This window comes from Ruegeria sp. C6, assembly GCF_056537625.1.
Genome location: NZ_JBQFRW010000003.1, coordinates 229810 through 255904 on the forward strand (window position 1 = coordinate 229810; position 26095 = coordinate 255904).

The following is a 26095-nucleotide window of genomic DNA, read 5'->3' on the forward strand; positions in this document are numbered from 1 at the left end:
TTTCGGAGAAAACAAATAGAAGAATGATGACGAATCCAAGTCTCCAGCAACCGCAGTCTCGCCCCCGGAGTCATTCTGGCCCCGGCAGGGTAAAACTGGATCAATTGGCCGATCATCTTGGGCTTTCTAAGAGCACGGTGTCCCGCGCCCTGAATGGATATACCGACATCTCGGAATCCACGAGAAAGCGCGTTCAAACCACCGCGCGAAAGATGGGCTATCGCCCACTCAGCCATGCGCAGGCGATACGAACCGGGCGGGTGCGCGCCATTGCCATGGTCATCAACAGCGAAGAACCAGACCGGCATAACCCATTTCTTCAGGACTTTCTGGCCGGAGCATGCGAAGCGGCGAGCGCATCCGACTGGACGATGACGATTTCTACGGCGAAGTCCGAAAAAGATATGCTTGATGTATTGGGGCGGCTTGTCGAAGAGCGCAAAGCCGATGGATTCATTCTGCCCCGGACCGAGGTCGACGATGCGAGGGTGAAATACCTGCAAGAGTTGAAGGTTCCCTTCATCATGTATGGCCGCACGGGGTATGGGCAGGCGGACTGGCAGGATGAGACATCCTGGTTCGACATTTCGGGTGAATCTGCAACCCGTGATGCGGTCGGTCGGCTCGTCGATTTTGGCCATACGCGTATCGGCTATGTCGGTAGCGATCCGAAATTCAACTACAGCCATCTGCGCCGTGACGGTTATCTTGAAGGTCTCAAGATCGCGGCCTTGCCTGCCGATCCCGAGTTGATCCGGGAAGGTGCTCGTACGCGCGAGGAGGGTGCGGTTGAGGCACGCGCGCTTTTGACGCTGAATCACCCACCTACTGCAATAGTGTTTGCAACGGATCTGGCTGCGCTGGGGTGTTACTCGGTCTGTACAGAACTGGGCCTCGAGGTCGGGCAAGATGTATCAATTCTGGGATATGACGGCATCCCTGAATGCCAATATGTCAGCCCTGGTCTCACCACGTTCAGCGTCGATTCTAAGCGGGCCGGAGAACGCCTTGCGACGATGCTGATCAGTCAGACTCGCGGTGAAGCGCCCGCAGATCTGCGTGAGATTAGTGAGGCCGTTCTGATCGAACGCAATTCCGACGGGCCACCAAGCGTTACAGCCAAGGAACTGGCCCGAAAAATTCAACTTTCAAAAGATCATAACCGGGGAGGAAACCGACTATGAAACTTGCACCTTTAGCATCGCGAATGATGCTTGGAACATCGCTTGCGCTAGTATTGGCGGCGACGTCAGCTCAGGCGGATACGATCCGCTTCTGGACCACCGAAGAACAGCCCGAGCGGCTGGCCAAGCAACAGGAAATGGCTGACCAGTTCAAGGCTGAAACCGGCACCACGGTCGAGGTTATCCCGGTCACCGAAAGTGATCTGGGTACACGCGCCACAGCAGCATTTGCCGCCGGAGACCTGCCAGATGTGGTCTATCATCCGCTGCAATATGCCCTGCCATGGGCTGAAGCGGGCATTCTGGACACCGAAGCCGCCACCGAAGTGATCGAAGAACTGGGCGCCGACACCTTCGCCCCCGGCGCGCTTGGTATGGCGGCGTTCAATGACGAAACCGCGTCGGTACCGGTCGATGGATGGACCCAAATGGTTGTCTACCGCAAAGACCTGTTTGATGAAGCGGGCCTTGAGGCCCCGAACTCATTCGCCAACGTCGTCGCTGCGCTGGAGCAGTTGCACAACCCGCCCGAGATGTACGGTTTCGTTGCTGCAACCAAAGTTGATGAAAACTTCATGAGTCAGGTTTTGGAGCATGTGTTCCTCGCCAATGGCGTGACCCCCGTTGGCGCGGACGGATTCCAGCCGCTGGATGAAGCCAAAACCATAGAGGTATTGGATTTCTACAAGGCGATCTCGAAAGCCTCGCCCCCGGGTGAGCTATTCTGGAAACAATCGCGCGAGCTGTATTTTGATGGCAAAGCAGCGATGATCATCTGGTCGCCCTTCATCCTTGACGAACTGGCCGGTCTGCGCGACAGCGCCCCGCCGACGATCAACGATGATCCGACCTCGCGCGATCTGGCCTCGAAGACCGGTATCGTCACTAACTTCTCGGGCCCATCGAACCCGGATGGCGCGGCTTGGGGTGACGTTCGTTACTTTGGCATCACCAACGACGCCGACACCGACGCGGCGATGGAGTTCGTGAAATTCGCCATGGACGACGGCTATACTCAAACACTGGCCATCGCACCCGAGGGCAAGTTCCCGGTCCGTCGCGGTAATGCTGACAACCCGACCGCGTTCTCGGAAGCATGGGCAGAGCTGCCTGTTGGCGTGGACCGCAAAGCCCCGTTGGGCGAGCTGTATGATCAGGCGATGATCGATGAGATCGTCGGCGGTCTGGACGTGGCGCAGCGCTGGGGCGTTGCTGAAGGCCAGCTGGCTTTGGCGTCCAAAATGATCAACAGCCAGGCAATTAACCGGGTCGTGCGCCAATATATCGACGATGAAATCGATGCCGCCGCTGCAGTGGCCGCAATGAACGACGAGCTCGCGAAGGTTCAGTAACCTTGTGACACATGCAGCGGCGATTACGCCGCTGCACCCAACCCTTCGAGGTATCCCATGTCTTCGGCCACCCCACCGACCGGAACCGGGGCGCTAGCCAAACGCGAGGCGCGTCTGGCCTGGACGCTGCTGGCTCCGACAGTGATCAGTGTATCGCTTGTGGTGATCCTGCCCTTGCTGGCGATCTTTTGGATCAGCTTCAAGCCCTTCACCCTGTCTGACCTTCGTCCGCCTGCACCTGTGGTGCGTGAAAGCTTGCGCGGATCTGGCGAGGATCTGCGGATTGAATACCGCGTCCGCAACTCAAGTCAGGACATCGCCGTTGTCGGCGTCACCCTGACAGATGTTTTACCGGACGGCGTGACGGCGCGTGAGATTGCAAGTCCCTGCGTTCTGGACGGGCAAAACCTGTTCTGCGATTTCGGCACACTGGAAGGCGGTCAACGCGAACGCATCCGTATTCCGGTCACCTTGGACGGAGATCCGGACGCTTTCGAAGAGCTGCTCGAAGGATCAGAGCCCGGCGTGACCGGGAGCGGACCCAGCGTCCTGACCAACCTTGAATTCAGTCTGGAAAACTACGCCCGTGTCTTTGATGGAGACGAGTTCTGGGGCGTGCTGTGGGTCACGTTGTTCTACACCGTGGTCGGCACCATTGGAGCTTTGGTGATGGGCCTGTTTGCAGCCTTGTTACTGAATAAAAGCTTCAAGGGACAAGGGTTCATACGCGGCCTCTATCTGTTCCCCTATGTGGCGCCAGTCATCGCTGTGGCCTTCACATGGGTCACCTTGTTCGACCCGTTCTCGGGTTCTGCCAACGCATTATTGGTGCAGATGGGACTAAGCAGTGAACCGATCAACTTCTTCGGGGAACGCCCTTTGGCGCTGATCATGGTGACAGTTTTCGAGATCTGGCGCTATTTCCCGCTGTCCTTCCTGTTCATTCTGGCGCGGATGCAATCCATCGACTCTAGCATGTATGAAGCAGCGGATATGGATGGAGCCTCACCATTCCAGAAGTTCTGGCTGCTGAGCATCCCGCAACTGCTGGGCATCCTGTCGGTACTATTCCTGCTGCGCTTCATTTGGACGTTCAACAAGTTCGACGACATCTTCCTGCTGACCGGCGGCAATGCCGGCACCCGTACTCTGACTGTAAATGTCTATGAACAGGCCTTTGCGGTTTCGAACATCGGCGCAGGCGCAGCGGTGGCCGTTGTGATCCTGATGTGCCTGATTGCCTTCAGCTTCGTCTTCTTCCGCTTCATCAGCCGTGAGGAGGGTTTGTGATGCGCAAAGGGTATATAACCGCCCCGATTCTAGGCGCGCTCTGGCTGGTGGTGATCGCCACTACCGTCGCCATCACCATGTCATTCTCGACCGGGGCTGCGTTCCGGCCACAGGTCTTGCTCTGCTTGATATGGGGGGCTGTTGCCGGTCTGGTTTATGTCCGCTTCCCGGCGCAACGCGCACCGGCCCGACTGGGTGTTTCCGCCTTGTTAGGCCTGTCTTGCCTGACCGGAGTCGGGCCTGTCCTGATCGGCTCTGACACATCCCTGCAGGCAATACTGGTCACCGTCGTGGCGATGGCAGTCGTGATGCACCTATCCGTTGCCGCAATCCTGAAAGAGACTCCGTTCGGCGAGCTCACCCGTCATGAGTACGAAGAGGCCGTGATCCGGTTCTGTACGGGCTTTGGCTACATCTTCTTTACCGCGATCGTGATCATCCCGTTCTATGTGATGGTGATGACCAGCCTGAAGTCGCAACAGGCCCTGTTGCAGAACCCGCTGGATTTCTCGGTAGATCTATCACAAGGCACCGCGCTGTTTCGCAGCTATACCGAGCTGTTTCGCGATTTCAACTTCGGCACCTATCTTTGGACCTCGCTCTACGTCTCGGTCCTGACGGTCTTTATCACCCTGCTGTTCAGCGTCCCCGGAGCCTATGCCGTCGCGCGGTTCCGTTTCTCGGGGCAAAAGGCGTTCTCGCGCTCGATTCTGCTGATCTACATGGTGCCGATGATCGTTCTGGCGCTGCCGATCTATATCGCGTTCTCGCTGACTGGCTTGCGCAACTCGATCCTTGGCATCGTGATGATCTACCCGGTCACGACAATCCCTGTCGCGCTGTACATGCTGCAAGGTTATTTCCGTGGTTTGCCGACGGAAGTGGAAGAGGCCGGTCTCATGGATGGGCTTTCGCGGCTGGCAGTGATTTGGAAGATTACGCTGCCGCTTAGCCTGCCTGCGCTGGCGTCGGTCTCGCTCTACGTCTTCATGATCGCTTGGAACGAGTTCCTGCTGGCCTTCATGCTGCTGGACGACCCTTCGAAATTTACCCTGACCCGAGGCGTCACGATGCTGAACTCCTCGGAAATTCCCCGACAGCATCTGATGGCCGGTGCGGTGATCGCCACTGTCCCGATCATGGCGCTGTTCCTGGGACTTGAACGTTTCATGACTAAGGGCCTGACTGCGGGGTCCGTCAAAGGATGACTGAGATGAACCAACATACAAACCCCGACCGCGAAGCGCGCAACATTCTGGTTGCCAATGATCGCGGCGGCTACACCATCCCGACCGAAGGGCTTTACCCCTATCAATGGAATTGGGACAGCGCGATTGCGGCGCTTGGTTTTGCCGAGTTCGACATTGATCGAGCCTGGGTGGAACTAGAAACACTGTTCTCGGGCCAATGGGATGATGGAATGGTGCCGCATATCCTGTTTCACAAACAGGATGACGGATATTACCCCGGCCCGGATGTCTGGGGTGGCCACGGGCCGATCCCGTCCTCTGGCATCATTCAGCCCCCGGTGGCTGCAACTGTGGCGCGGAAGATCTGGGAAAAAGATGGCGATGCAGGCGCGGACCGCGTTCGCGCGCTTTTCCCATCTCTGCTGGCGTGGCATCGCTGGATCATGAGATGGCGACTCGACGAACACGGCGCGGTCTGCACCACGCATCCGTGGGAAGCTGGTCGCGACAATGCACCGGACTGGGACAAAGCAATGGAGGGCGTAGATCCCACAGGTGTCGGAGACTACCAGCGCCGTGACACAAGCCACGTCAACAGTGCAGACCGACCGACCAAATACGACTATGACCGCTATATCAAATTGGTTCAGATCGGCTGTCAGGCCGACTGGGACCAACAGAAGTTGCTGAGCCTGAATCCCTTCCGAGTCGCAGATCCGACGATGACATTTATCACTCTGCGCGCCGCACGCGATCTGCAGGAGATCAGCGAAAGGCTTGGAATTGCTGCGGATGGACTAAGTAGTGACATTAAAAGGCTCGAAGCGGGCGCGCGATCTTTGTGGAACGAAACGCTGAGCTCGTTCGACTCGCGTGATGCGCTGACTGGTGATTGGGCCGGAAGCATCTCTAACGCGTCGTATCTTTGCTGGTTTGGTGGACTTGATTCACAGCACATGCTGGAGCGCCTGCGGGCGACGCTTGCAAAAGTACCCTTTCCAGTTCCCAGCTATGACCCCGCGATGCCCAACTTCGACCAACGCAGGTACTGGAGGGGTCCCACTTGGGGGTTCATGAATATGCTGATCGGGTTTGGATTGGCGGATATGGGGCACCTGGAAGAAGCGGAGGCACTGCGCCAGAAAACGTCGCAGCTGATCGCAACGAACGGCTTCGCTGAATACTACGATCCTCTGACCGGCAGCCCTGCCGGAGGGAATTCATTCACCTGGACAGCCGCGGTTTGGCTGCATTGGGCAGGGAGGAACTAATGGGCAGCATCGAACTAAAATCCGTCGAAAAGTGGTTTGGCTCGGCCCAGGTCATCAAAGGCGTTGACCTAATGATTGATGAAGGTGAATTCATCGTCTTCGTCGGTCCATCGGGCTGTGGAAAATCCACCCTGCTTCGCATGATCGGTGGGCTTGAAGATATCTCGCGCGGATCGCTACTAATCAACGGCAATGATGTCACGGATCACCCACCCTCCAAGCGGGGTCTGACGATGGTGTTCCAGTCCTATGCGCTTTATCCCCACCTGACGGTCGCCGAAAATATGGGGTTCTCACTTAAGGTCGCGGGTGTTCCGAAGGCCGAGATAGCAGAGCAGGTCAATAAAGCCGCCGAGGTTCTCAAGCTGGGACCTTTTCTGGAACGTCGCCCCAAGGACCTGTCCGGTGGCCAGCGGCAGCGCGTTGCAATTGGTCGTTCTATCGTGCGCGACCCGACGGCGTTTCTGTTCGATGAACCGCTCTCGAATCTTGATGCAGCGCTTCGTGTCGAAATGCGTTACGAAATCGCGAAACTTCATCAGAACCTAAAGCGCACAATGATCTATGTGACGCACGATCAGGTTGAAGCGATGACATTGGCCGACCGCATCGTCGTGCTTGAGTACGGCAAGATCGCGCAAGTCGGCACACCCCGCGAACTTTACGAACGCCCTGCCAATCTGTTTGTTGCACAGTTCATTGGCAGCCCCAAAATGAACATATTGCCGTGCACGACTCAGAACGATGGCTACACTTTGGAACATGGCAGAGGCGGCGACTTCGCGCGCTCGGGTGTAGCAAGAAAACTCGGCATTCGCCCCGAACACATCGATGTTGTATCATCGGGCGATGGGCAATGTGATGGCATCATCGAGGTGATTGAGTATCTGGGGGCAGATACCTTCCTGATCGTGGATTGCGGCGCCGAAGAGAAGGTTACCGTGCGCCTGAATGGGGACACCGCTCTAAAGCCTGGGGCAAAGATCGGCCTGCATTTTCCCACCGACAAACTTCATTTCTTTGACGAGAATGGGCAGGCATTGGTAGAGCAATGAACGTTGCTTCCTATCAGTTGAGGTTAAACAGTTCTGCTGATCTGGGCAGAGTTTCACCACTGATTATTCTTTGGCGGTGAGGCGGAATAGAGAACACGCATAGCGCTTGCTTGGATGCCAACGGATGGCGGGGGCCTCTGAACTCGCGTGATCATCGCCCGGTGTGTCACATGGATTGAATGACCGGTGCTGGGTTTGAGCCCTTGTTCAGTGCCTCGTAAGACTTGCAGAAACACTGAAACTAGAAAGCCCCCGCCAATGGCGGGGGCTTTTACTTAGATTGTGTAAGCTAAATTAACGGCAGTTCAGCGGCACTGCAAAACCCGAACTGCGCTCGGACGAACCCTTGCGGTATACATCACCTGCGGGCAAGCATCCGGTAAAGCGTTCCGTTTGAGCGCCAAAGGCCGAGCCCACCGATGTATCAACTTTGGTGGAGTTGTTTTCCGTACGCAGGACACCGAACAACTGACCGTTTACACTGACATTGCTCAGGTACAGATTGGTATCACTGCCAGTGAGCTGAACTGAATTCGCATCTGAGCGACCGCCATTATCGATTGCGACACCCGCGATCTTTTCAAGCTCGGCTTTGTCCGATGTAACCTGGACCGTTGGTAGCTTGGCCAGTTCCGCCGGGATGTTGGTTTCTGGCGGCAAAAAGGCTACGGCGCCTTTCACATCCGACACTGTGCGCGGTTCACCATCAATCCCGGTGAAACCAACACCTTCGCGGTTAAAGGGGTCTTCGCAGGCTGACAATGTCAGAACAGCAAGAGCGGGCAACAAGATTTTTTTCATGGCGGTCAACATTTTGGAAAGGGTTGCTGAAGCGTAGCGGCAGGGGATTAGAAAAAGCAAGCCGCTGAGATTCAGAACACCCAAACCTCTGATGCGCCCCTGCAACGCCCCTGCTTGGTTTAGGCCGACCAAGAGATACCCCAAAACAATACAAAAAAGGACCCTGCATGGCAGAGTCCTTCTTCAAAAAGTATGTCAGAGGGCAGATTACTTGATCTTGCCTTCTTTGTACTCGACATGCTTCCGAGCGACCGGATCGTATTTACGAATGGTCATTTTCTCGGTCATGGTGCGCGCGTTCTTCTTGGTCACGTAGAAGTGGCCCGTGCCCGCGGTCGAGTTCAGACGGATCTTGATTGTCGTCGGCTTCGCCATGGTTATCTCCTGCGTCCGAAAAGGCAGGGGCCTTTCGGTTGAATCCTTATGAGCGTGCGCTTTTAACCGCTCATGCGCCCAAGTCAACCGGATTCGCCGCGTTGGGGGAACAATTCCTGACACGGCTTCAAGAGCAGTCGATTTGGAACGCTCACGATTCTGTGATAGTGTCGCCGGAACCTTCGAAGCCCGTTTTGCGGACTTAGGTAATACCGGGCTGGATGTAAATTCCGGCAGACAACACCGCTCACAACTATAGCAACGCCCGGCTGTCTATTTGGCCGGGTCTTTTCCGGTTTGCGCGCAATCCTGCACGCGACACGGCCAAGGAGTCGGCCGCATTTAGCGCTCCGAATAAACTGCAACCAAGGGAGAGAAATATGCCTGTTTTCATTACCTATGCGTCTTATTCGCAAGATGGGGTCAAAGGAATGTTGGCAAAACCGGAAGATCGCACCGGTCCCGTCAAGGCCTTGCTTGAGAAAGCAGGCGGCAGACTGATCTCATTTTATATAACCACTGGAGGCAATGATGTCGTCGTTATCAGCGAACTGCCTGAAGGCAGTGATGCTGTGGCAATTGGCATGGCCGTCGCGGGCACGGGTGCGGTTTCGAGGATCGAGACCGTTCGCGCATGGTCGGCGCAGGAATTTGTTGCCGTCGCCGAAAAAGCTGCAGCACTTGGCGGCACCTACACACCTCCGGGCGGGTAACAGGAGATGCGCGGAGGGCCTGTAAGCCGGATCCTGTTCCAGGGTTGCCCCCTTCGATGACCATTCCTCTAGGCCGTGCATTGCTGCGCGGCTCGAGCTGCCAACCCGGTCCCTCTCGGCCAAGGCGTGCCTAGCGGCGGTATCGGTTTGCACCGACCGGCCCGCGCGGGGACCCTATTCGGCATTGCTCCCGGTGGGGCTTGCCGTGCCGCCACTGTTGCCAGCGGCGCGGTGGGCTCTTACCCCACCGTTTCACCCTTGCCACACGTGTGTGGCGGTCTGATTTCTGTGGCGCTTTCCGTCGGGTTTCCCCGCCCGGGCGTTACCCGGCACCGTTGCCTTGTGGAGTCCGGACTTTCCTCTCGGGCCTAACGACCCCAGCGGCCATCCGGCCCTCCGCGCGTGGGTTGGGTAGGCTCTGTGCGTGATGGCGTCAAGAGGGGTTGGGGTGGTGAAGGGGCCAGCCCCTTCTTGGCCTACGGCCAATTCATCCCCGAGATATTTTTGGCCAGATGAAGGGCGGATCAGGTCGATTTTGGGAGCGGACAGAGGGCTATGAGATCATCGAGGTGCAAGGGGCCTGAGGCCCACGGGCGATAGCGCAGGCGTGTGGAATTTAGGAGCGTCTTCTCGTCGCTTGTCGCTGTGTAGCCCCGGTTCTGCGCCAGCTCGCGGAAGTTGACGTTCGGTTCGAGGGCAGTACCACGCCGAGCGGCAAGGCGCTGGTGTTCCAACCTTTGCCAGTCGAACCGGGGGCCGGGGTCGGACTTGCGGCCCGGTGCCATGTCGGAATGCCCGATCACACCCTCTGGCGCGATGGTCCAACGCTGCATGAGTTCGGGCAAAAGCTGTTCCAATACACGCATTTGGGGTTCGGCAAACGGGTGATCTCCGCCATTGTCCAGCTCGATCCCGATCGAGCGGGAGTTTATGTCGGCTTGCCCTTGCCACTCCCCTGCCCCGGCGTGCCAAGCGCGATCTTCCTCTCGGACAAGCTGCCATAGCGCACCGTCACGACCGATCAGGTAGTGGGCGGAGACCTCGGGACCCGGATCGCAGAGACGTTCAAGCGCGGCAGCAGCGCTCTCCATTGCGGTGTAGTGCAGCACGATCAGCTTGGGTGACAGCCCATCCCGACGGGGGCCGAAATTGGGCGATGGGTGCCAGATGGGGGAGAGCTTAGTTGTTGATGGCACTGCGGAACGGGCTGGGGTCCCAGCCGCAGGCGTAACCGTCGCCATCCGGATCCAGCCCTTTGCGGTCACGCTGGGGGCCTCCATTCGACAGAAACTCAATCTGCGCCTGATCAGGAGAGGCGAACTGAGCGCAGTTGCGCTGTGCCTTGGCCTGCAGGTTAAATCCGGCTCGGCTGTACAACTGGGTACCGATGGGGTTCGAAGTGCTCAGGGCGTATTGCACGATATTGGGTTGCCCGTCAGAACCACGCTCGGGCACGGCAGTAGGGGCGACGACCTCGTAAGACTGCCGATTCTGTTCGATACGAGCGGCGTCGGCATCGATACTGCGACGGTTTGAGACAGCCTCAAAATCCTGCTCATCAGAGATACTTGGGTTGTTTGTTGCAGTCAGAGGCGCGACGCGCGTCTCTTGACCCGACGTATTCGCCAAGGCAATGGCCGTCTGGTTGGCGATGTCAGAGGCGTCGCCTGTTGGTACGGCACCAACAGCCCCCTGCGCCGAGAGCGGCTGTTCGGAAACCGCCTCGGGTGGCGCAAGCGGATTACCGGCCAGACCCTGCCCGGCCAGTTCGGCCTCGCGCTGCGCCTGATATTCCGGCGTATTGAAACCGGTACCCGAAACAGGGGTAACGGTATCACATGCCGCGATCAGCCCAAGGGCCGGGATCAGAAGCAATTTGCGCATTTGACTGCTCCGGTTCTTTATTGCCGTGTCAGGTTTGAGGATTACCACCATTTTCCGGGCTTGGCCACAAACCCAGCCGCGCTCTCTAGCGCGTAGGCGGTGTTGAGCAGATCGCCTTCTTCCCACGGACGGCCGATCAGCTGCAGACCCAACGGAAGGCCCTGTTTGTCCAGACCAGCAGGAACCGAAATACCGGGCAGGCCAGCGAGGTTCACTGTCACGGTGAACACATCGTTCAGGTACATCTGAACAGGATCAGCCTCGGTCATCTCGCCCAGACCGAACGAGGCCGACGGCGTTGCCGGGGTCAGGATCGCATCAACGCCTGCGGCAAAGACATCTTCGAAGTCCTTCTTGATCAGGGTGCGGACCTTGCGAGCGCGGTTGTAGTAGGCGTCATAGAAGCCTGCAGACAGCACGTAGGTGCCGATCATCACCCGGCGCTGGACCTCATGACCGAAGCCTTCGGCACGGGTCTTTTCGTACATCTCGGTGATGCCATCGCCTTGAGCCAACTGCGCTCGGCGGCCATACCGGACACCGTCATAGCGGGCGAGGTTCGACGACGCCTCGGCAGGAGCAATCACGTAATAGGCAGGCAGCGCGTATTTGGTATGCGGCAGCGAGATATCTACGATTTCGGCGCCTGCGTCTTTCAGCATAGCGGTGCCATCGGCCCAAAGCTTTTCAATCTCGGCAGGCATGCCGTCCATGCGGTATTCCTTTGGGATACCGATTTTCTTGCCTTTGATATCGCCGGTCAGCATCGCCTCGAAATTTGGCACGGCCAGCTCGGCGCTGGTGGAATCCTTGGGGTCATGACCGCACATGGTTTCCAGCATGATCGCTGCGTCTCGGACGTTCTTGGTCATCGGACCGGCCTGATCCAGAGAAGAGGCGAAGGCCACAATGCCCCAGCGCGAGCAACGACCATAGGTTGGCTTGATGCCGGTGATACCGACAAAAGCAGCAGGCTGGCGGATCGAACCGCCGGTATCGGTACCGGTCGCGGCCAGACACAGGTCAGCCGAGACAGCCGAGGCTGAGCCACCGGACGAGCCGCCGGGTGTCAGCTGTGCATCGTCATTGCCGCGCCGCCACGGGCTGACCGCATTGCCGTAAACGGATGTTTCATTAGACGAACCCATCGCGAACTCGTCCATGTTCAGCTTGCCCAGCATCACAGCACCAGCATCCGCCAATTGTTGCGACACGGTGGATTCGTATTCGGGCTTGAACCCCTCGAGAATTTTCGAGGCCGCTTGCGAGGGCACGCCCTTAGTGCAAAACAGGTCCTTGATGCCGATCGGCAGACCGCACATCGAAGGCGCGTCACCGCCTTTGATCCGCTCATCCGCCGCCTTGGCGCGCTCCAGCGCGATCTCGGGCGTTTTGTGGACAAAGGCGTTGAGCGCGTCGGCGTCGTCAATCGCCTTGAGGCAAGCCTCGGTCAGTTCAACGGATGTGACATCTTTGGCACGCAGCGCGTCGCGGGCCTCGGCCAGACCCAATTTGTTCAGTTCGCTCATGACTTACTCCACAACTTTTGGAACAGCGAAGAACCCTTCGCGCGCATCGGGGGCGTTGGATAGGACCTTGTCCTGCTGGTTTCCATCGGTGACCACGTCCTGACGACGCTTCAGGCGCATCGGCTCGACCGAGACCATCGGCTCGACGCCTTCGACATCCACTTCGTTCAGTTGCTCGATAAACCCGAGGATATTGTTGAACTCGGACGCCAGCGCAGGCAGCGCATCATCCTCGACCTTGATCCGGGCCAGTTTGGCCACCTTGGCGGCGGTGCTTTGGTCAATCGACATCGGAAACCCTCATCTACGTTAGGGGGCGTTTACCTGCCTGCCGCAACACTCGCAAGAGCGACAGGCGGCAGACGCGGATTCAAACCCAATATCGCCAGCTGCCATGCATATTTGAATGGCTGATATGCAAATAAGTAAACCGATTAGTTCAGTTTTGCCATTGAAAAAATGAACCGAACAGTTCACCTCAATATCGTGACGCAACGAGAAATCGGAGACACCTCATGAAAACCCTTCTTCCCGCCTTCATATTGTCCGCTCTGGTTCTGACCTCGCCCGCCCTGGCTTTGGGTATCGATATGAACAATCTGACCCGAAACCTTAGCTTCCCCGCGCCTGTTTCGGAGCCCGTGACGAGGGACCACACCCAGGCAGGCAAATAACCCTGACCTGCGCGCCGGATCGGTACGCCCCCTCCCGATCCGGCGCTTTTTACAATTGACTGCTGCACCCATTCCAACAACTCGTTAGCATGGTCTTGGACCAAACGCCGAACCACCCGTCAGGTGCAGTTCAGGCGAGCTAACGGAGCAGAGAATGAGCACACGCAAGCAAACCGTTCTGGACGCAATTGACGCAGCAAATGCGCAAGACCCTAATATGGAGGACGGCCAGCCGGTCGAGCTGCTTTATGGCCAACGCATGAGCGCAGAGCTGGATCGGCTATTTCCCGATGCGTCGGATGCTTTACAGATCGCCGCACGTGGTCAGCATGTCGAACGCTGGAAGCTAAAGCGCACTGAATACCCCGAAGGACGTGCAGGGTATCTGGCCTGGAGGAAGGCGCAAGGCGTATATCACGCTGACGTTGTGCAAGGATTCATGGAACAGGCTGAATATGGTGCGGACGATATAGAAGCCGTCGGGCAAATGCTGCGCAAACAGGGGATCAAGCGCAATGCCGAGGTACAGGCGCTTGAGGACGTGATCTGTTTCGTTTTTCTGAAATGGTACTTTGAACCTTTTGCCGCCAAGCACTCCGCCGAAAAAATCCAGCGCATTGTTGAAAAAACGGCTTTCAAGATGTCAGCCGAAGGCCGCGCGCGCGTATTGGCTGAATTTGATCTGCCCGAGGCTTTGGCTGCTGCGTTCAGGGACTAACCAATCAGGAAGATGCTTAGTTGGTTCTGATCAATGCCCTGATCCTGCAGCCACCGCAGCTCCGGCAGGTGGATTTCGGATCGCCCGCAGATAAACCTCAATCATCCAGCCCAGCATAACTGCATTCAGAATGTGCCACATAAAATGCGTCCCCGTTGGCAGATACCCGCAAATTGGAGTGTCCAGTGATCGAAAGGTGATCGAGGTGATCAGGACAGTTGCTCCTATTGTCAGCCCACGCGCAGTGTCCGGGGCTTTCCGGCGCAACAGGACCGCATAAATCAGAATCAATAGAGGGACTGGGGCGTATGCCGCCGAGCCACCAAGCCTAGGCACCAACTGGAATAGCGGGATCGTCAGCGCCACGTACGGAAAGAACATCGCGGTCAAACCCAGCGCGTATCTGTTGCTCAGCCGCCAGACATCGCGATTCACCGCGTAGATGTAGACGAGGATGTACAGCAGAATTGGCGTCACATCCAAGATCGCCGCCCAAACCTGCGCATGGGTATGGAACAGATAGCTGCCAATTCCGATCATCGCCAATATGACAACCAAAGCCATCGCCAACGGTGCGCCCTGCCCGCGCGCCCTTTGCCACATCACAAATGCAGCAATAAGAAAGGCCGCATTGGTAATCGCGTTTATCGGCTCGGCCCAATACGCGGGCGAGAGCCGCTCACAATATCCATCAACATACTGCGTCCAATCCATAGATTTTTACATAGCCGATGCTAGGCTAACTCCAAGCAGAAAATGGGAGGATTCTCTATGGATATCATTTGGCTGGGACATGGCAGCTTTCGCATCGAAACAGCAGGACAAGTCCTATTGATCGATCCCTGGCTGACGGGCAACCCGTCTTTGCCCGAAGATCAGCATGACGCAGCCGTTGCGGGCGCGACGCATATCCTGCTGACTCATACTCATTTCGATCATGTCGTCGATGTGCTGCCGCTGGCCAAACATCTAAACGTGCCCGTGGTCGGGCAATACGACCTGATGGGCTACTGGGCCGAGGCTGAAGGTATTGAAACGGTCGGATTCAACAAAGGTGGCACTGTTGACCTAAACGGTGTCAAATTAACGATGGTGCCTGCCTCGCACAGCTCGACCTTCTCGACGCCTGATGGTCTGCGTACGGGTGGAACCGAGGTCGGCTATATGATCGCGTCCGAGGACCGTATGCTCTATTTCTCTGGCGATACCGACATTATGGCCGACATGGAGTGGATGGGTGATTATTACAAACCCGATATCGGCATCCTTTCGGCAGGCGGCCACTTTACCATGGACATGAAGGGCACTGCCTATGCTGCCAAGCGGTATTTCAATTTCAAGACAGTGATCCCGTGCCATTACAAGACCTTTCCGATTCTCGCGCAATCGGCTCAGGAATTGGCTGACGGGTTACCCGGTGTCGATGTAATCGAGCCCGAGGTCATGCAGGCGATTTCTCTCTGATGCCCGCGTCGGATTTCAGCGCGCAGGAATACGCTGACCGCATTCACAAGACCCGTTCTGCGATGGATCAACAGGGTATCGAGACCTTGTTGATCACGGACCCATCGAACATGGCGTGGCTCACCGGTTATGACGGTTGGAGCTTTTACGTACCGCAGATGGTCATCCTGCCCGCCAGCGGATCGCCCCTTTGGTGGGGCAGAACGCAGGACAAAGCGGGGGCCGCGCAGACCACCTGGCTGGACCCGAGGGACCTGCTGGACTGGCCCGAAGAGCATGTGCAACACCCGGACCACCATCCGGTCGACGCGCTCGTCCTTGCGTTGCGGGATCGCGGCTGGACCTCTGGTATCGGCGTGGAGATGGATAACTATTATTACTCAGCCGCCAGTCACCGCATCCTCGAACGCGCCTTCGGTGCATTGATTGATGCCACAGGGCTTGTGAATTGGAAGCGCGCCGTAAAAAGCGATGCCGAGATCGTAATGATGCGCAAGGCGGGTCAGCTGACCGCACATATGCACGGTGTTCTGCGTGACGCATATCAGGAAGGAATGCCCAAAAACCAACTTGTCGCCGAAGTGCAGGCGGCAGGCATCGCCGGACTGCCCGGCCTAGCCGGAGATTACCCTGCTATCGTGCCGATTGCACCCTCCGGTCGTGAGGCTTCTGCTTCGCACATTACTTGGAACGACCGACCTCTGGCGCGGGATGAGGCGACCTATTTCGAAATCTCCGGCTGCTATCGACGCTATCACTGCCCCGCCAGTCGCAGCCTGTTTCTGGGTGATCCCCCGGATGATATCCGCCGGGCCGAAGCCGCCGTTCTAACCGCTATCGACGACACAATGACCGCCGCACGCCCTGGCATCACCTGCGAAGAGGTCGCGGCTTGTGTCTATGACAGTTTCGCCCGCGCGGGGTATGTCAAAGCCAACCGCACCGGCTATCCCATCGGGCTCAGCTATCCGCCCGACTGGGGCGAGCGCACCATGAGCCTGCGACCCGGTGACACGACGGAATTGCAAGAGAATATGACCTTTCACCTAATGCCCGGCCTCTGGACCCCAGACTGGGGACTGGCGATTACCGAAAGCTTTGTGGTGACGTCAGATGGGGGCAAGCCTCTGGCTGATATCCCACGTGAGATGGTCGTAAAAACTTAACCGCGCTGCGTCGCGAAGAAGCGTTTCAGCAGCGCGGCAGCCTCTTCGGCGGCAATGCCGTCATAGACCTCGGGTCGATGGTGGGCCTGTGGGTGTGAAAACACGCGCGCGCCATGCGCGACACCGCCAGATTTCGGATCGGAAGCGCCGTAGTAGATGCGCCGGATGCGGGCTGCGGCCAGCGCTGCGGCGCACATGGCACAAGGCTCAAGGGTTACGTAAAGGTCATGATCGGGTAAACGCTCGGACCCGGCCGCGGTACATGCGGCGCGCAGAGCCAGAATCTCAGCATGGGCAGTGGGGTCATTCAACTCGCGGGTGCGGTTCCCATCTGCGGCCACCACCTGCCCGTCGGGCGCGACGATCACCGCGCCGACCGGCACTTCACCTCGGTCTGCTGCCGCCTGTGCCTGTTCCAGCGCCTGTTTCATGTGGGATCTGAACTTCATGCCTCTGACTGCCTCAGAAACCCGTCTTTCGCAAGCCGCCGGGATGGGTTATGGCCGGAGGATGACCAATACCCCTCCTCCCGGCGACCGGATCGCCAAAGTGCTGGCCCGCGCCGGTGTCGCCTCGCGCCGCGAAGCTGAACGCATGATCGAAGCCGGACGTGTGACCGTGAATGGCAAGGCGATCAACAGCCCTGCGCTGAACGTAACCGCCAAGGACAGGATTACCGTCGATGGTAAACCAGTATCCGAGCCCGAGCCATCACGCCTGTGGCTCTATCACAAGCCACCGGGACTGGTGACGACGGCGCGTGACGAAAAAGGCCGCAAGACGATTTTTGACGACCTGCCCGAGGATATGCCCCGGGTCATGAGCGTCGGGCGACTCGATCTGAACTCGGAAGGATTGCTGCTGCTGACTAATGATGGCGGCATCAAGCGCAAGCTGGAACTGCCCTCAACTGGATGGCTACGCAAATACCGGGTGCGGGTAAATGGACGCCCCAAAGACGAAGATTTCGAACCGCTGCGCAAAGGCCTGGTAATCGATGGTGAGCGGTTTCAGCCCATGACCGTGACACTGGACCGGCAACAGGGCGCGAACGCTTGGCTGACCATCGGCCTGCGCGAAGGCAAGAATCGCGAAATCCGCCGCGCTATCGAAGATATCGGTTATGTGGTGAACAGGCTTTTGCGGGTTTCTTACGGCCCATTCCAACTGGGCAACCTGAAACCCGGCGAGGTTGAAGAAATCCGCCGCCGTGTCATGCGCGACCAACTGGGGCTGGATGCTGAGGATAGCGGAATACCCCCGGCCAAACGCCCTGCTCGACCGCAGCGCAAAAGACCAGCAATCGGCAAGAAACCTCGCAAGTGACGCGGGTTATTCAACCTTCCCCCTAGCGCCAAGCCCTCGTATCGCCTAAATTTTCCCTGATGGTCACAGTTGGGGGGCGCCATGTCCGGGACCGGAGTACAAAAATTGGCCTATGCGGCCCTGTTGGTGCTGTTGTTCGGCGTCTGCACCGGTCTGTTGGGGGGCCTGTAGCGAAATGGCCAAACGGTACGGCGGCAAATTCAGCCCAGAAGGCGATGTTTCCTCGCAGGATCAGCCATCGCGTGGCCAATTCGATGGTGCCCGTGTCGAACCGGCAGGTGCACGCGCGAACATCCTGTTTGTCCCGGCGATACCACTGGTGTTTCTGTCTCTGAACGATGGCGCGATCGGAATGACCATAGGCCTGGTTGCGGCAGGGCTACTGACCGCTGCCGCGTTTCTGCTGCGCGAAGGTTTAAGGGCCGAATCCGCTTACAACGCCCGCCGCACCGCACGCAGACCTGCGTTTCCCCGCAAGATATTTTCCAGCGTTCTGACCGGTTTGGGGGCGGCGCTAGCCTCATACCGGACCGAATTTCTGGACGCCGAAACAGCATCACAGGTAAGCCTGCTGGCCCCCATCCTGTTTGGCGCCGCTGCAACGGTTCTACATTCGGTTTCCTTCGGCCTCGATCCAATGAAGGACAAAGGAATGGAGGGTGTCGACACCTTCCAGCAGGACCGTGTCGCACGCGTGGTCGAGGACGCCGAAACCCATCTGACCCAAATGACAGATGCAATAAAACGCGCAGGTGACCGCCGGATCGAAGCGCGGGTCGAACGCTTTCAGGATACAGCCCGCGATCTGTTTCGCACGGTCGAGGAAGACCCGCGCGATCTGGCTGGTGCCCGGAAATATCTAACTGTTTATTTGCAGGGCGCGCGCGATGCGACGGTGAAGTTTTCGGACGTTTATGCCCGTACCCGCGATGCGCAGGCGCTGGCGGATTATTCGGCTCTGCTGGACGATTTGGAACAGAATTTCGCGGCGCGGACGCGAAAGATGCTATTGGATGACCGCAGTGATCTGACGGTTGAAATTGATGTGCTGCGCGACCGGCTGCAGCGCGAAGGCGTCCGGTTGGACTGACCGGCTTTTATGTAAGCGAGGATTACCCCATGTCCGATGAGATCAAGAACAAGGCAGTCGAGACTGAAACGCTGGTGCAGGAAGTCACCGCGGTCGCCCTCCCCGAGCCGCAGGCCGAGATTGTCCCGCTGGAAGAGGCCGACGAACCGGTTGGCGCTGAAATCCGCAAGCGGATGGGTGAGATCGATATGGGCGACACAAACTCGATCGTCTCGTTCGGATCATCCGCACAGGCGGAACTGCAGGAGATCAGTCAGGCCATGCTGGCCGATGTACGCAATAAGGATGTGGGCCCGGCGGGCGACAGCCTTCGCAACATCGTAACAACGATCCGGGGGTTTTCAGTCAGCGAACTGGATGTGCGTCGCGAACGTAGTTGGTGGGAAAAACTGCTGGGCCGCGCTGCACCCTTTGCCAAGTTCACAGCGCAGTATGAAGACGTTCAAAGCCAGATCGACCGGATCACTGATGATCTTCTGGGGCATGAGCATACACTGCTGAAAGATATCAAGTCTTTGGATCTGCTGTACGAAAAAACGCTGGAGTTCTACGACGAACTCGCACTGTACATCGCAGCGGGAGAGGAGAAGCTGACCGAACTGGACAGCCACGACATTCCTGAAAAAGAGGCCGAAGTTCAGGCCGCGCCCGAAGACCAACAGGTGATGAAAGCGCAGGAATTGCGCGACTTGCGTGCTGCGCGCGATGATCTGGAACGCCGGGTCCACGACCTGAAGCTTACCCGTCAGGTGACGATGCAATCGCTGCCCTCCATCCGTCTGGTGCAGGAAAATGACAAGTCGCTGGTGACCAAGATCAACTCGACCCTCGTCAACACAGTACCGCTCTGGGAAACCCAGCTGGCACAAGCTGTCACCATACAGCGCAGTGCCGAGGCCGCCGCTGCCGTACGTGATGCCAATGATCTGACCAATGAATTGCTGACCTCGAACGCCGCCAACTTGCGCGAATCCAACAAAATGATCCGCGAAGAGATGGAGCGTGGCGTCTTCGATATCGAAGCCGTCAAACAAGCCAATGCAGACCTGATCGGCACCATCAACGAAAGCCTCGCCATTGCAGACGAAGGCAAGGCCAAACGCGCCGCAGCCGAGGAAGAACTGAAGAAGATGGAGGCCGAATTGCGCGACACGCTCGCCTCGGCCAAGGCGCGACAGGACGGGATCGGCGACAATGCCGGAACGGCTGTTCCCGGATAATGGAAACAGCGGGCGTGCGGCCATTTCATCGCGCTAAGATTGCAGTATTGGGCTTGTCGCTGCTGGCATTTGCTGGCTGCGATGAGGCATTGACGACGACGATCGCTCCTGAACCTCAACCTGCCCAGCCGCAAGGCCTGAGCAATGCATATCAAGCGCCCTCACCAGCGAGCCTTGATCTCGCGCGATACTATGAAAGCGTACAAAACAACTTGCTGACGCGCGGGTTGCTGAGAACCGATGGCGGTGGCCCTGATACGCCCTATGATGCCGATGATCTGGCTCGGAACTTTGAGACCATAGCGTTTTATAATGAATATCCGGGGCAAGCCGTTGCCAGCGGCAGCAGTCGCACCAGCCGACAGCTTAGTCGCTGGTCGTCGCCGGTTCGCATAAAGCCCGAGTTTGGTCCATCGGTTGCACCTGAAGTCCGCCAGCAAGAGGCCGCCCGAATTGACGCCTACGCCAACCGCTTGTCGCGGCTCACTGGACACCCGGTCTCAACCACCACCCGGAATGCAAATTTCCACGTCTTCGTGGCGGGTGAAGATGATACCGCTTATGTGCAAGCCCGGCTGCGACAACTGATCCCGGGCATAGGGCAGGCACAACTTGACCTCTTCGACAAACTGCCGCGCTCTTTCTATTGCTTTGTATTCGCTTCGGCGTCGAACAGCGCGCCACAGACATATACCCGGGCTGTTGCCCTGATCCGGGCGGAACATCCCGATCTGGTGCGCCTGAGCTGCGTCCACGAAGAGATCGCTCAGGGATTGGGGCTGCCGAATGACAGCCCGTCTGCCCGGCCATCAATCTTCAACGATGACGACGAGTTCGCCCTGCTCACAAGCCATGATGAAAAACTACTAACCATTCTATACGACCCGCGCCTCAAGCCAGGCATGACAGCTGACGAAGCGCGGCCAGTGGTCCGTATCATTGCACGCGAATTGATGGGGCAGTCGCTCTGACCCCGAAGACAGGAGAAATCCAATGGGAATTTTTGATTTTCTGACCGGTGAATTCATAGATGTCATCCACTGGGTCGACGATACGCGCGACACCATGGTCTGGCGGTTCGAGCGTGAAGGACACGAGATCAAATACGGCGCCAAGCTGACCGTGCGCGAAGGTCAAGCGGCGGTCTTTGTGCATGAGGGTCAGTTGGCGGATGTCTTCACCCCAGGTCTCTACATGCTTGAGACAAACAACATGCCGATCATGACGACGCTGCAGCATTGGGATCACGGCTTTCAGTCTCCGTTCAAGTCCGAGATCTATTTCGTCAACACGACCCGTTTCAATGACCTGAAATGGGGCACCAAGAACCCGATCATGCTGCGCGATCCCGAGTTTGGGCCAACACGCATCCGGGCCTTCGGCACCTATACAGTGCGGGTCAAGGACCCGGCGAAATTCCTAGTAGAGATCGTAGGCACCGATGGTGAATTCACCATGGACGAGATCAGCTTTCAGATCAGAAACATCATCGTGCAGGAATTCAGCCGCGTCATCGCAGGCTCGGGCATTCCAGTTCTCGATATGGCGGCGAACACTGCCGATCTGGGCAAACTGATTGCCGCCGAGGTGTCACCGGTGCTGGACGGGTATGGTTTGAGCATGCCCGAGTTCTACATCGAGAACATCTCGCTGCCACCAGCGGTCGAGGCCGCGCTGGACAAGCGCACATCGATGGGGTTGGCGGGCGATCTGGGCAAGTTCACGCAGTATTCCGCAGCCGAAGCGATGACGGCAGCTGCAAGCAACCCCGGTCAGGGTGGCGGCATGGGCGCAGGTCTTGGCATGGGAATGGGCATGGCGATGGCGCAGCAGATGTCAAACATGGCAGCGGGTCAGCCGAGCGGCCCTTGGGGCGGTTCCGCCCCCGCTGCCCCGCAAGCCGCAGCGCCTGCGGCACCGCCACCCCCGCCACCCGTCGAGCACGTGTGGCATATCGCGGTGGATGGCCAGACCAGCGGGCCGTTCTCCAAGGCCAAGATGGGTCGTATGGCAACCGATGGTGAAATCACGCGCGAGACCCACGTTTGGACCGCCGGACAGGACGGCTGGAAGAAGGCAGGCGACGTGCAGGAGTTGGCGCAGCTGTTCACGATTTTACCGCCGCCGCCTCCGGGCGCGTGATCTGACATTTGGTAACCTGATTTCGAGGTTCTGTCATGGCGAAAGACGAACACCGTTTCCCCTGTGACCAATGCGGGGCGGATTATCGGTTCAATCCCGGTGACGGAACGCTGACCTGCGATCATTGTGGCAACACCAGAACGATCGGTGCTGGCCCATGGGGTGGTGCGAGTCTGCGAGAGCTGGATTTCGACGCCGCCATCGCGGATCGCTTGCCTGACAGCGAGATTGAAGAAACCCGTGTTCTGACCTGTCCGAACTGCGCGGCTCAGGTTGAGTTTGATCCGAACACCCATGCTGCGGAGTGCCCGTTCTGTGCCACTCCGGTAGTGACCGATACAGGCGTTAGCCGCCATATCAAACCCCGCGGAGTGTTGCCGTTTGCACTGGATGAACGCTCGGCCCACAAGGCAATGGGGGATTGGCTGGGCCGACTGTGGTTTGCACCCAACGGGTTGAAGGAATACGCCCGAAAGGGACGCAAGATGCAGGGCATTTATGTCCCGTATTGGACCTTCGACGCTGATACCAAGTCGAGCTATCGTGGGGAACGCGGTGTGGTGTATTACGAAACCCGAACCGTCATGCGCGATGGAAAGCGCGTGCAGCAACAGGTTCCCAAAGTGCGCTGGACGCCAAAATCCGGACGGGTTGCACGGTTCTTTGACGATGTTCTGGTGTTGGCATCACAATCGCTGCCCAAATCCTATACCGATGCGCTGGAGCCATGGGACCTGCCTGCGCTTGAGCCATACCAGCCGGAATATCTGGCCGGTTTCCGCGCCGAGGCTTACACGGTCGAACTGCGAGAAGGTTATCAAGAGGCCCGCGCACATATGGCACGGGTGATCGAGCGTGACGTGCGGTTTGATATCGGAGGCGATCGTCAGCGCATTCACGCTGTCGACACCGAAGTGCGAGATGTCACATTCAAACACATCCTCTTGCCGGTTTGGATGGCGGCCTACAAATACCGCGGCCAGACCTATCGTTTTGTGGTCAATGGCCGGACCGGCCGCGTTCAGGGTGAGCGTCCCTGGTCCGCAATCAAGATTACGATCGCCGTGGTTCTGGGCCTTCTCGTTGCGGCCGGCGTCGGGTATCTGGTGGCAACTGGACAGCAATAACGCTGATAAGCAGAGCACGCTCATGGAACCTACTCCTCGGCATGCCTGAAAGGAGATGTTGAATTGCACCTTGACGCTCTGAACGCGCTCTTGGCCGATCGTTTTTCTTGCCGTGCCTTTCGCACGGACCTGGTGCCGCGCGAACAGATTGAACAGATCGTCGCCAGTGCTGCGCGTGTTCCAAGCTGGTGCAACGCGCAACCCTGGCAGGTCGTCATCACCAGCGGGGCCGAGACAGACCAGTTTCGGGACGCGTTGCAACACGAAGCTTCGCACGTTGCGCCTACTCCGGACCTACCCTTTCCAACCGGCTACTCCGGTGTTTATCAAGAGCGCCGTCGCGCCTGTGGCTGGGCCCTCTACAAAGCGGTTGGTATCGAAAAAGGTGATCGCAGGGCTTCGGCGCAACAGATGATGGAAAACTATGCTCTGTTCGGCGCCCCACATTGCGCCATACTGTCCAGCCCGGCTGAACTGGGCCCTTACGGCGCGATGGATTGTGGTGGCTTCGTGACCGCATTTTCACTGGCGGCGCAGGCCCTGGGTGTGGCTTGTATCCCGCAGGCAGCGGTAGCGGCACATGGCGCATTTCTTCACCGTTATTTCGGGATATCAGAAGATCGCTTGATTCTGTGCGCGATTTCGTTCGGATATGCGGATATGGATCACCCGGCGAACGCGTTCAGAACGGAACGTGCCGCGCTGGATGAAGTGATCGATTGGCACGAATAGCAATAGAATACAGGACCTGCAGATGCGCGCCTTACTTCAAAGAATTTCCAGTGCCTCGGTCAAAGTCGATAGAACAGTCATCGGGCGATCGGGCCCCGGATTGATGATTCTGGTTTGTGCGATGCAGGGGGATGGAGAGACACAAGCTGATCAATTGGCTGAAAAGATCGCAAAGCTCCGTATCTTCAAGGACGACGCGGGAAAGATGAACCGGTCGATATTGGACATTGAGGGCTCGGCCCTGGTGGTCAGCCAGTTCACCTTGGCAGCTGACACATCGCGTGGAAACAGGCCTGGGTTTTCCGGGGCCGCCCCGGCGGCTGAGGGCGAACACCTCTACGAGGCGTTTGTACACAACCTTTCATCGCGGGGCATTCCGGTTGAGACAGGTGCGTTCGGAGCTGACATGGCGGTAGAGTTGGTCAATGACGGACCAGTCACAATTTGGATGGAAAGCTGATGCAGAGTTCGCAAAAGGCACAGGACATTTGGCGCGCAGGTGTGGCGGCGGTTGATGGATATCGCGCAACGCTGGAGGCCACTCAGGCGATCGAAGCCCCAGATCAGATATTGGCCGTTGGAAAAGCCGCAGGGGCCATGGCCCGTGCCGCCGTCGAACGGTTTGGCCCAGTGCCCACTCTGGTGGTTACCAAGGATGGCCATGGCCACGACCTGCCTAAGCATATTGTGGTGATTGAAGCTGCACACCCGGTTCCCGATGCCCGCAGTCTGAAGGGTGGGCAGGCATTGCGCGAAACGGTTGAGGCGATGAAACCCGACAGCAAGCTGCTTCTGCTAGTTTCGGGAGGGGCTTCTTCGCTTGCCGAGGACCTCGAGGCCGGTACGACATTGGATGATCTTGAGGCCCTCAACCAAAGACTGCTGAGTGAAGGTCTCGACATCGGTGCAATGAACACGGAACGGCGCAAGCTGTCCCGGATCAAGGGTGGCGGTTTGTTGTCGGCATTCTCGGGGAAAAGCGTGATCGTTCTGGCGATCTCGGACGTCCCGGGTGATGATCTGGGTGTTATTGGCTCCGGTATCGGGTCATTGCCCGACGAACCGGAGTTTTCTGCCCACACCGCTATAATCGCATCAAATGCACACGCGCGCGACGCCGCAGCATTTGCGGCTGAGAACTCAGGCATCAAGGTCCTCGACAACGAAGAAGCGATGCACGATGACTATCTCTCGGTTGCAGCTAAATTAGGAGATCGGCTGCGAAATATGCCCAAGGGCGCCATGGTATTTGGCGGCGAACCAACCGTGGTCCTACCTGATGCGCCAGGGCGCGGTGGGCGTAATCAGGCCCTTGCTCTGGCACTTGCGCGCGAAATCGCAGGGCAATCTGATTTGACCGTCATCGTCGGAGGAACAGATGGCACCGACGGGCCAACAGATGCAGCAGGCGCCATCGTTACCGGTGACACTTGGTCTGATAAGGCGCAAGCGTATCTGGACAATGCAGATAGCGGCAGTTTCCTCGACAAGGCGGGGGCGCTGTTGGTCACGGGACCCACAGGAACAAACGTAATGGATCTGATTGTTGCAATAAAAAACTGATCCTAGACCCTGACTCCGCCCATCCGAAAAACCCACCAGATAGAATCACTTAAAGGCCGGAATGGCGTTTGATCTGTGGAACGAAAGTTCATGCAAAACTGACCAGGCAACTATCGGATAATTTGTTCAGGTCAGAGTAAGTAGTTAGGAATAAGGGGTTTTGGATTTCCAAAGGCTCATAACAAGATCATCTGGCGCGATCAAAGGCGGAACCTCCCCATTATTTCAA

The 26095-nt window shown here is 57.8% G+C and carries 28 protein-coding genes and 1 other RNA gene; 20 read left to right on the top strand and 9 right to left on the bottom strand.

Features of this window, described 5'->3' with window-relative positions; all coding sequences use genetic code 11:
• The first annotated feature begins 26 nt into the window (after positions 1-26).
• From ACR0MJ_RS12655 to ACR0MJ_RS12680, 6 genes are read left to right on the top strand one after another with little or no spacing between them, the layout of a single operon-like run.
• On the top strand, positions 27-1184 hold the full coding sequence (locus ACR0MJ_RS12655) for a LacI family DNA-binding transcriptional regulator (RefSeq protein WP_170401588.1): 1158 nt from the start codon (positions 27-29) through the stop codon (positions 1182-1184).
• Positions 1181-2536 carry an extracellular solute-binding protein gene (locus ACR0MJ_RS12660; protein ID WP_170392204.1) on the top strand — a complete coding sequence of 452 codons (1356 nt, stop codon included), beginning with the start codon at positions 1181-1183 and terminating at the stop codon, positions 2534-2536. Before ACR0MJ_RS12655 ends, ACR0MJ_RS12660 begins: the two co-directional genes overlap by 4 nt.
• 57 nt (positions 2537-2593) lie before the next feature.
• Positions 2594-3826: a carbohydrate ABC transporter permease gene (locus ACR0MJ_RS12665; protein ID WP_480436218.1), complete on the top strand. Its 1233-nt coding sequence runs from the start codon at positions 2594-2596 to the stop codon at positions 3824-3826.
• Entirely contained in the window at positions 3826-5034 is a 1209-nt protein-coding gene (locus tag ACR0MJ_RS12670) for a carbohydrate ABC transporter permease (RefSeq protein WP_170512414.1), read from the top strand. Before ACR0MJ_RS12665 ends, ACR0MJ_RS12670 begins: the two co-directional genes overlap by 1 nt.
• A gap of 5 nt (positions 5035-5039) precedes the next feature.
• Positions 5040-6287 carry an MGH1-like glycoside hydrolase domain-containing protein gene (locus ACR0MJ_RS12675; RefSeq protein WP_480761218.1) on the top strand — a complete coding sequence of 416 codons (1248 nt, stop codon included), beginning with the start codon at positions 5040-5042 and terminating at the stop codon, positions 6285-6287.
• On the top strand, positions 6287-7342 hold the full coding sequence (locus ACR0MJ_RS12680) for an ABC transporter ATP-binding protein (RefSeq protein WP_480761219.1): 1056 nt from the start codon (positions 6287-6289) through the stop codon (positions 7340-7342). Before ACR0MJ_RS12675 ends, ACR0MJ_RS12680 begins: the two co-directional genes overlap by 1 nt.
• 294 nt (positions 7343-7636) lie before the next feature.
• Here the strand turns inward: ACR0MJ_RS12680 and ACR0MJ_RS12685 are convergent, their stop codons facing one another.
• Complete coding sequence (locus ACR0MJ_RS12685; protein ID WP_170392214.1) at positions 7637-8143, bottom strand: membrane lipoprotein lipid attachment site-containing protein; 507 nt, start codon at positions 8141-8143, stop codon at positions 7637-7639.
• 207 nt (positions 8144-8350) lie between these two features.
• A complete protein-coding gene (gene rpmG, locus ACR0MJ_RS12690; protein ID WP_010441901.1) occupies positions 8351-8518 on the bottom strand; it encodes a 50S ribosomal protein L33 in 168 nt (55 codons plus the stop codon).
• 380 nt (positions 8519-8898) lie between these two features.
• Here rpmG and ACR0MJ_RS12695 point away from each other — a divergent pair, with 380 nt between their 5' ends.
• Complete coding sequence (locus ACR0MJ_RS12695; RefSeq protein WP_170392216.1) at positions 8899-9231, top strand: GYD domain-containing protein; 333 nt, start codon at positions 8899-8901, stop codon at positions 9229-9231.
• A 6-nt stretch (positions 9232-9237) separates the two neighbouring features.
• Here the strand turns inward: ACR0MJ_RS12695 and rnpB are convergent.
• From rnpB to gatC, 5 genes are all read right to left on the bottom strand, one after another.
• Positions 9238-9631: RNase P RNA component class A (rnpB, locus tag ACR0MJ_RS12700), an RNA gene on the bottom strand.
• Between the two features lie 124 nt (positions 9632-9755).
• A complete protein-coding gene (locus ACR0MJ_RS12705) occupies positions 9756-10427 on the bottom strand; it encodes an N-acetylmuramoyl-L-alanine amidase (RefSeq protein WP_255611736.1) in 672 nt (223 codons plus the stop codon).
• A complete protein-coding gene (locus tag ACR0MJ_RS12710) occupies positions 10411-11115 on the bottom strand; it encodes an excalibur calcium-binding domain-containing protein (RefSeq protein ID WP_170625239.1) in 705 nt (234 codons plus the stop codon). The genes ACR0MJ_RS12705 and ACR0MJ_RS12710 overlap by 17 nt, the downstream gene beginning before the upstream one ends.
• Before the next feature lie 41 nt (positions 11116-11156).
• A complete protein-coding gene (gatA, locus tag ACR0MJ_RS12715; protein WP_170420710.1) occupies positions 11157-12644 on the bottom strand; it encodes an Asp-tRNA(Asn)/Glu-tRNA(Gln) amidotransferase subunit GatA in 1488 nt (495 codons plus the stop codon).
• Positions 12645-12647: 3 nt separating this feature from the next.
• On the bottom strand, positions 12648-12935 hold the full coding sequence (gene gatC, locus ACR0MJ_RS12720) for an Asp-tRNA(Asn)/Glu-tRNA(Gln) amidotransferase subunit GatC (RefSeq protein ID WP_170392224.1): 288 nt from the start codon (positions 12933-12935) through the stop codon (positions 12648-12650).
• A 224-nt stretch (positions 12936-13159) separates the two neighbouring features.
• On the opposite strand from gatC, the gene ACR0MJ_RS12725 reads away from it, so the two are divergent.
• Complete coding sequence (locus ACR0MJ_RS12725; RefSeq protein WP_170401611.1) at positions 13160-13318, top strand: hypothetical protein; 159 nt, start codon at positions 13160-13162, stop codon at positions 13316-13318.
• Positions 13319-13472: 154 nt separating this feature from the next.
• The gene (locus ACR0MJ_RS12730) at positions 13473-14036 is read left to right on the top strand and encodes a DUF4202 domain-containing protein (protein ID WP_170392228.1); all 564 of its coding nucleotides are present in this window, start codon (positions 13473-13475) and stop codon (positions 14034-14036) included.
• A 30-nt stretch (positions 14037-14066) separates the two neighbouring features.
• Here the strand turns inward: ACR0MJ_RS12730 and ACR0MJ_RS12735 are convergent, their stop codons facing one another.
• Positions 14067-14750: a ceramidase domain-containing protein gene (locus tag ACR0MJ_RS12735; protein WP_480761221.1), complete on the bottom strand. Its 684-nt coding sequence runs from the start codon at positions 14748-14750 to the stop codon at positions 14067-14069.
• A 57-nt stretch (positions 14751-14807) separates the two neighbouring features.
• On the opposite strand from ACR0MJ_RS12735, the gene ACR0MJ_RS12740 reads away from it, so the two are divergent.
• Both ACR0MJ_RS12740 and ACR0MJ_RS12745 read left to right on the top strand, forming a co-directional pair.
• Positions 14808-15500 carry a metal-dependent hydrolase gene (locus ACR0MJ_RS12740; protein WP_170392232.1) on the top strand — a complete coding sequence of 231 codons (693 nt, stop codon included), beginning with the start codon at positions 14808-14810 and terminating at the stop codon, positions 15498-15500.
• Positions 15500-16666, top strand: coding sequence for a M24 family metallopeptidase (locus ACR0MJ_RS12745; RefSeq protein WP_170563974.1), 1167 nt, complete (start codon positions 15500-15502; stop codon positions 16664-16666). Before ACR0MJ_RS12740 ends, ACR0MJ_RS12745 begins: the two co-directional genes overlap by 1 nt.
• Here the strand turns inward: ACR0MJ_RS12745 and ACR0MJ_RS12750 are convergent.
• Entirely contained in the window at positions 16663-17115 is a 453-nt protein-coding gene (locus ACR0MJ_RS12750) for a nucleoside deaminase (protein WP_170594657.1), read from the bottom strand. The two genes, ACR0MJ_RS12745 and ACR0MJ_RS12750, sit on opposite strands and share 4 nt — an antisense overlap.
• Here ACR0MJ_RS12750 and ACR0MJ_RS12755 point away from each other — a divergent pair.
• The 9 genes from ACR0MJ_RS12755 (at position 17114) to ACR0MJ_RS12795 (ending at position 25866) form a co-directional block, all read left to right on the top strand.
• Positions 17114-17992: a pseudouridine synthase gene (locus ACR0MJ_RS12755; protein WP_170401625.1), complete on the top strand. Its 879-nt coding sequence runs from the start codon at positions 17114-17116 to the stop codon at positions 17990-17992. The genes ACR0MJ_RS12750 and ACR0MJ_RS12755 overlap by 2 nt on opposite strands.
• 175 nt (positions 17993-18167) lie before the next feature.
• On the top strand, positions 18168-19082 hold the full coding sequence (locus ACR0MJ_RS12760) for a 5-bromo-4-chloroindolyl phosphate hydrolysis family protein (protein WP_170401630.1): 915 nt from the start codon (positions 18168-18170) through the stop codon (positions 19080-19082).
• Positions 19083-19111: 29 nt separating this feature from the next.
• Positions 19112-20302, top strand: a complete 1191-nt coding sequence (locus tag ACR0MJ_RS12765) for a toxic anion resistance protein (protein ID WP_480761223.1) — start codon at positions 19112-19114, stop codon at positions 20300-20302.
• On the top strand, positions 20302-21273 hold the full coding sequence (locus ACR0MJ_RS12770) for a DUF2927 domain-containing protein (RefSeq protein WP_170609448.1): 972 nt from the start codon (positions 20302-20304) through the stop codon (positions 21271-21273). The genes ACR0MJ_RS12765 and ACR0MJ_RS12770 overlap by 1 nt, the downstream gene beginning before the upstream one ends.
• Before the next feature lie 22 nt (positions 21274-21295).
• On the top strand, positions 21296-22444 hold the full coding sequence (locus ACR0MJ_RS12775) for an SPFH domain-containing protein (protein ID WP_170609449.1): 1149 nt from the start codon (positions 21296-21298) through the stop codon (positions 22442-22444).
• A 35-nt stretch (positions 22445-22479) separates the two neighbouring features.
• Positions 22480-23571 (top strand): TFIIB-type zinc finger domain-containing protein, encoded by a 1092-nt coding sequence (locus ACR0MJ_RS12780; protein ID WP_170392249.1) that lies wholly within the window; start codon positions 22480-22482, stop codon positions 23569-23571.
• A 63-nt stretch (positions 23572-23634) separates the two neighbouring features.
• On the top strand, positions 23635-24303 hold the full coding sequence (locus tag ACR0MJ_RS12785) for a nitroreductase (protein WP_480591941.1): 669 nt from the start codon (positions 23635-23637) through the stop codon (positions 24301-24303).
• A 22-nt stretch (positions 24304-24325) separates the two neighbouring features.
• Positions 24326-24763 (top strand): D-aminoacyl-tRNA deacylase, encoded by a 438-nt coding sequence (gene dtd / locus ACR0MJ_RS12790; RefSeq protein ID WP_480761225.1) that lies wholly within the window; start codon positions 24326-24328, stop codon positions 24761-24763.
• On the top strand, positions 24763-25866 hold the full coding sequence (locus ACR0MJ_RS12795) for a glycerate kinase type-2 family protein (RefSeq protein WP_480761227.1): 1104 nt from the start codon (positions 24763-24765) through the stop codon (positions 25864-25866). The genes dtd and ACR0MJ_RS12795 overlap by 1 nt, the downstream gene beginning before the upstream one ends.
• Positions 25867-26095: the final 229 nt, after the last annotated feature.

Bases quoted from the DNA above. Each gene is read 5' to 3' on its own strand.
- rpmG (WP_010441901.1), bottom strand. From the start codon at position 8,518: ATGGCGAAGCCGACGACAATCAAGATCCGTCTGAACTCGACCGCGGGC.
- ACR0MJ_RS12745 (WP_170563974.1), top strand. From the start codon at position 15,500: ATGCCCGCGTCGGATTTCAGCGCGCAGGAATACGCTGACCGCATTCAC.
- ACR0MJ_RS12660 (WP_170392204.1), top strand. From the start codon at position 1,181: ATGAAACTTGCACCTTTAGCATCGCGAATGATGCTTGGAACATCGCTT.
- ACR0MJ_RS12795 (WP_480761227.1), top strand. From the start codon at position 24,763: ATGCAGAGTTCGCAAAAGGCACAGGACATTTGGCGCGCAGGTGTGGCG.
- ACR0MJ_RS12655 (WP_170401588.1), top strand. From the start codon at position 27: ATGACGAATCCAAGTCTCCAGCAACCGCAGTCTCGCCCCCGGAGTCAT.
- ACR0MJ_RS12710 (WP_170625239.1), bottom strand. From the start codon at position 11,115: ATGCGCAAATTGCTTCTGATCCCGGCCCTTGGGCTGATCGCGGCATGT.
- ACR0MJ_RS12760 (WP_170401630.1), top strand. From the start codon at position 18,168: ATGGCCAAACGGTACGGCGGCAAATTCAGCCCAGAAGGCGATGTTTCC.
- ACR0MJ_RS12685 (WP_170392214.1), bottom strand. From the start codon at position 8,143: ATGAAAAAAATCTTGTTGCCCGCTCTTGCTGTTCTGACATTGTCAGCC.
- ACR0MJ_RS12680 (WP_480761219.1), top strand. From the start codon at position 6,287: ATGGGCAGCATCGAACTAAAATCCGTCGAAAAGTGGTTTGGCTCGGCC.
- ACR0MJ_RS12765 (WP_480761223.1), top strand. From the start codon at position 19,112: ATGTCCGATGAGATCAAGAACAAGGCAGTCGAGACTGAAACGCTGGTG.
- ACR0MJ_RS12740 (WP_170392232.1), top strand. From the start codon at position 14,808: ATGGATATCATTTGGCTGGGACATGGCAGCTTTCGCATCGAAACAGCA.
- ACR0MJ_RS12725 (WP_170401611.1), top strand. From the start codon at position 13,160: ATGAAAACCCTTCTTCCCGCCTTCATATTGTCCGCTCTGGTTCTGACC.
- ACR0MJ_RS12780 (WP_170392249.1), top strand. From the start codon at position 22,480: ATGGCGAAAGACGAACACCGTTTCCCCTGTGACCAATGCGGGGCGGAT.
- ACR0MJ_RS12730 (WP_170392228.1), top strand. From the start codon at position 13,473: ATGAGCACACGCAAGCAAACCGTTCTGGACGCAATTGACGCAGCAAAT.
- ACR0MJ_RS12675 (WP_480761218.1), top strand. From the start codon at position 5,040: ATGAACCAACATACAAACCCCGACCGCGAAGCGCGCAACATTCTGGTT.
- gatA (WP_170420710.1), bottom strand. From the start codon at position 12,644: ATGAGCGAACTGAACAAATTGGGTCTGGCCGAGGCCCGCGACGCGCTG.
- dtd (WP_480761225.1), top strand. From the start codon at position 24,326: ATGCGCGCCTTACTTCAAAGAATTTCCAGTGCCTCGGTCAAAGTCGAT.
- ACR0MJ_RS12665 (WP_480436218.1), top strand. From the start codon at position 2,594: ATGTCTTCGGCCACCCCACCGACCGGAACCGGGGCGCTAGCCAAACGC.
- ACR0MJ_RS12735 (WP_480761221.1), bottom strand. From the start codon at position 14,750: ATGGATTGGACGCAGTATGTTGATGGATATTGTGAGCGGCTCTCGCCC.
- ACR0MJ_RS12770 (WP_170609448.1), top strand. From the start codon at position 20,302: ATGGAAACAGCGGGCGTGCGGCCATTTCATCGCGCTAAGATTGCAGTA.
- ACR0MJ_RS12750 (WP_170594657.1), bottom strand. From the start codon at position 17,115: ATGAAGTTCAGATCCCACATGAAACAGGCGCTGGAACAGGCACAGGCG.
- ACR0MJ_RS12775 (WP_170609449.1), top strand. From the start codon at position 21,296: ATGGGAATTTTTGATTTTCTGACCGGTGAATTCATAGATGTCATCCAC.
- gatC (WP_170392224.1), bottom strand. From the start codon at position 12,935: ATGTCGATTGACCAAAGCACCGCCGCCAAGGTGGCCAAACTGGCCCGG.
- ACR0MJ_RS12755 (WP_170401625.1), top strand. From the start codon at position 17,114: ATGCCTCTGACTGCCTCAGAAACCCGTCTTTCGCAAGCCGCCGGGATG.
- ACR0MJ_RS12670 (WP_170512414.1), top strand. From the start codon at position 3,826: ATGCGCAAAGGGTATATAACCGCCCCGATTCTAGGCGCGCTCTGGCTG.
- ACR0MJ_RS12695 (WP_170392216.1), top strand. From the start codon at position 8,899: ATGCCTGTTTTCATTACCTATGCGTCTTATTCGCAAGATGGGGTCAAA.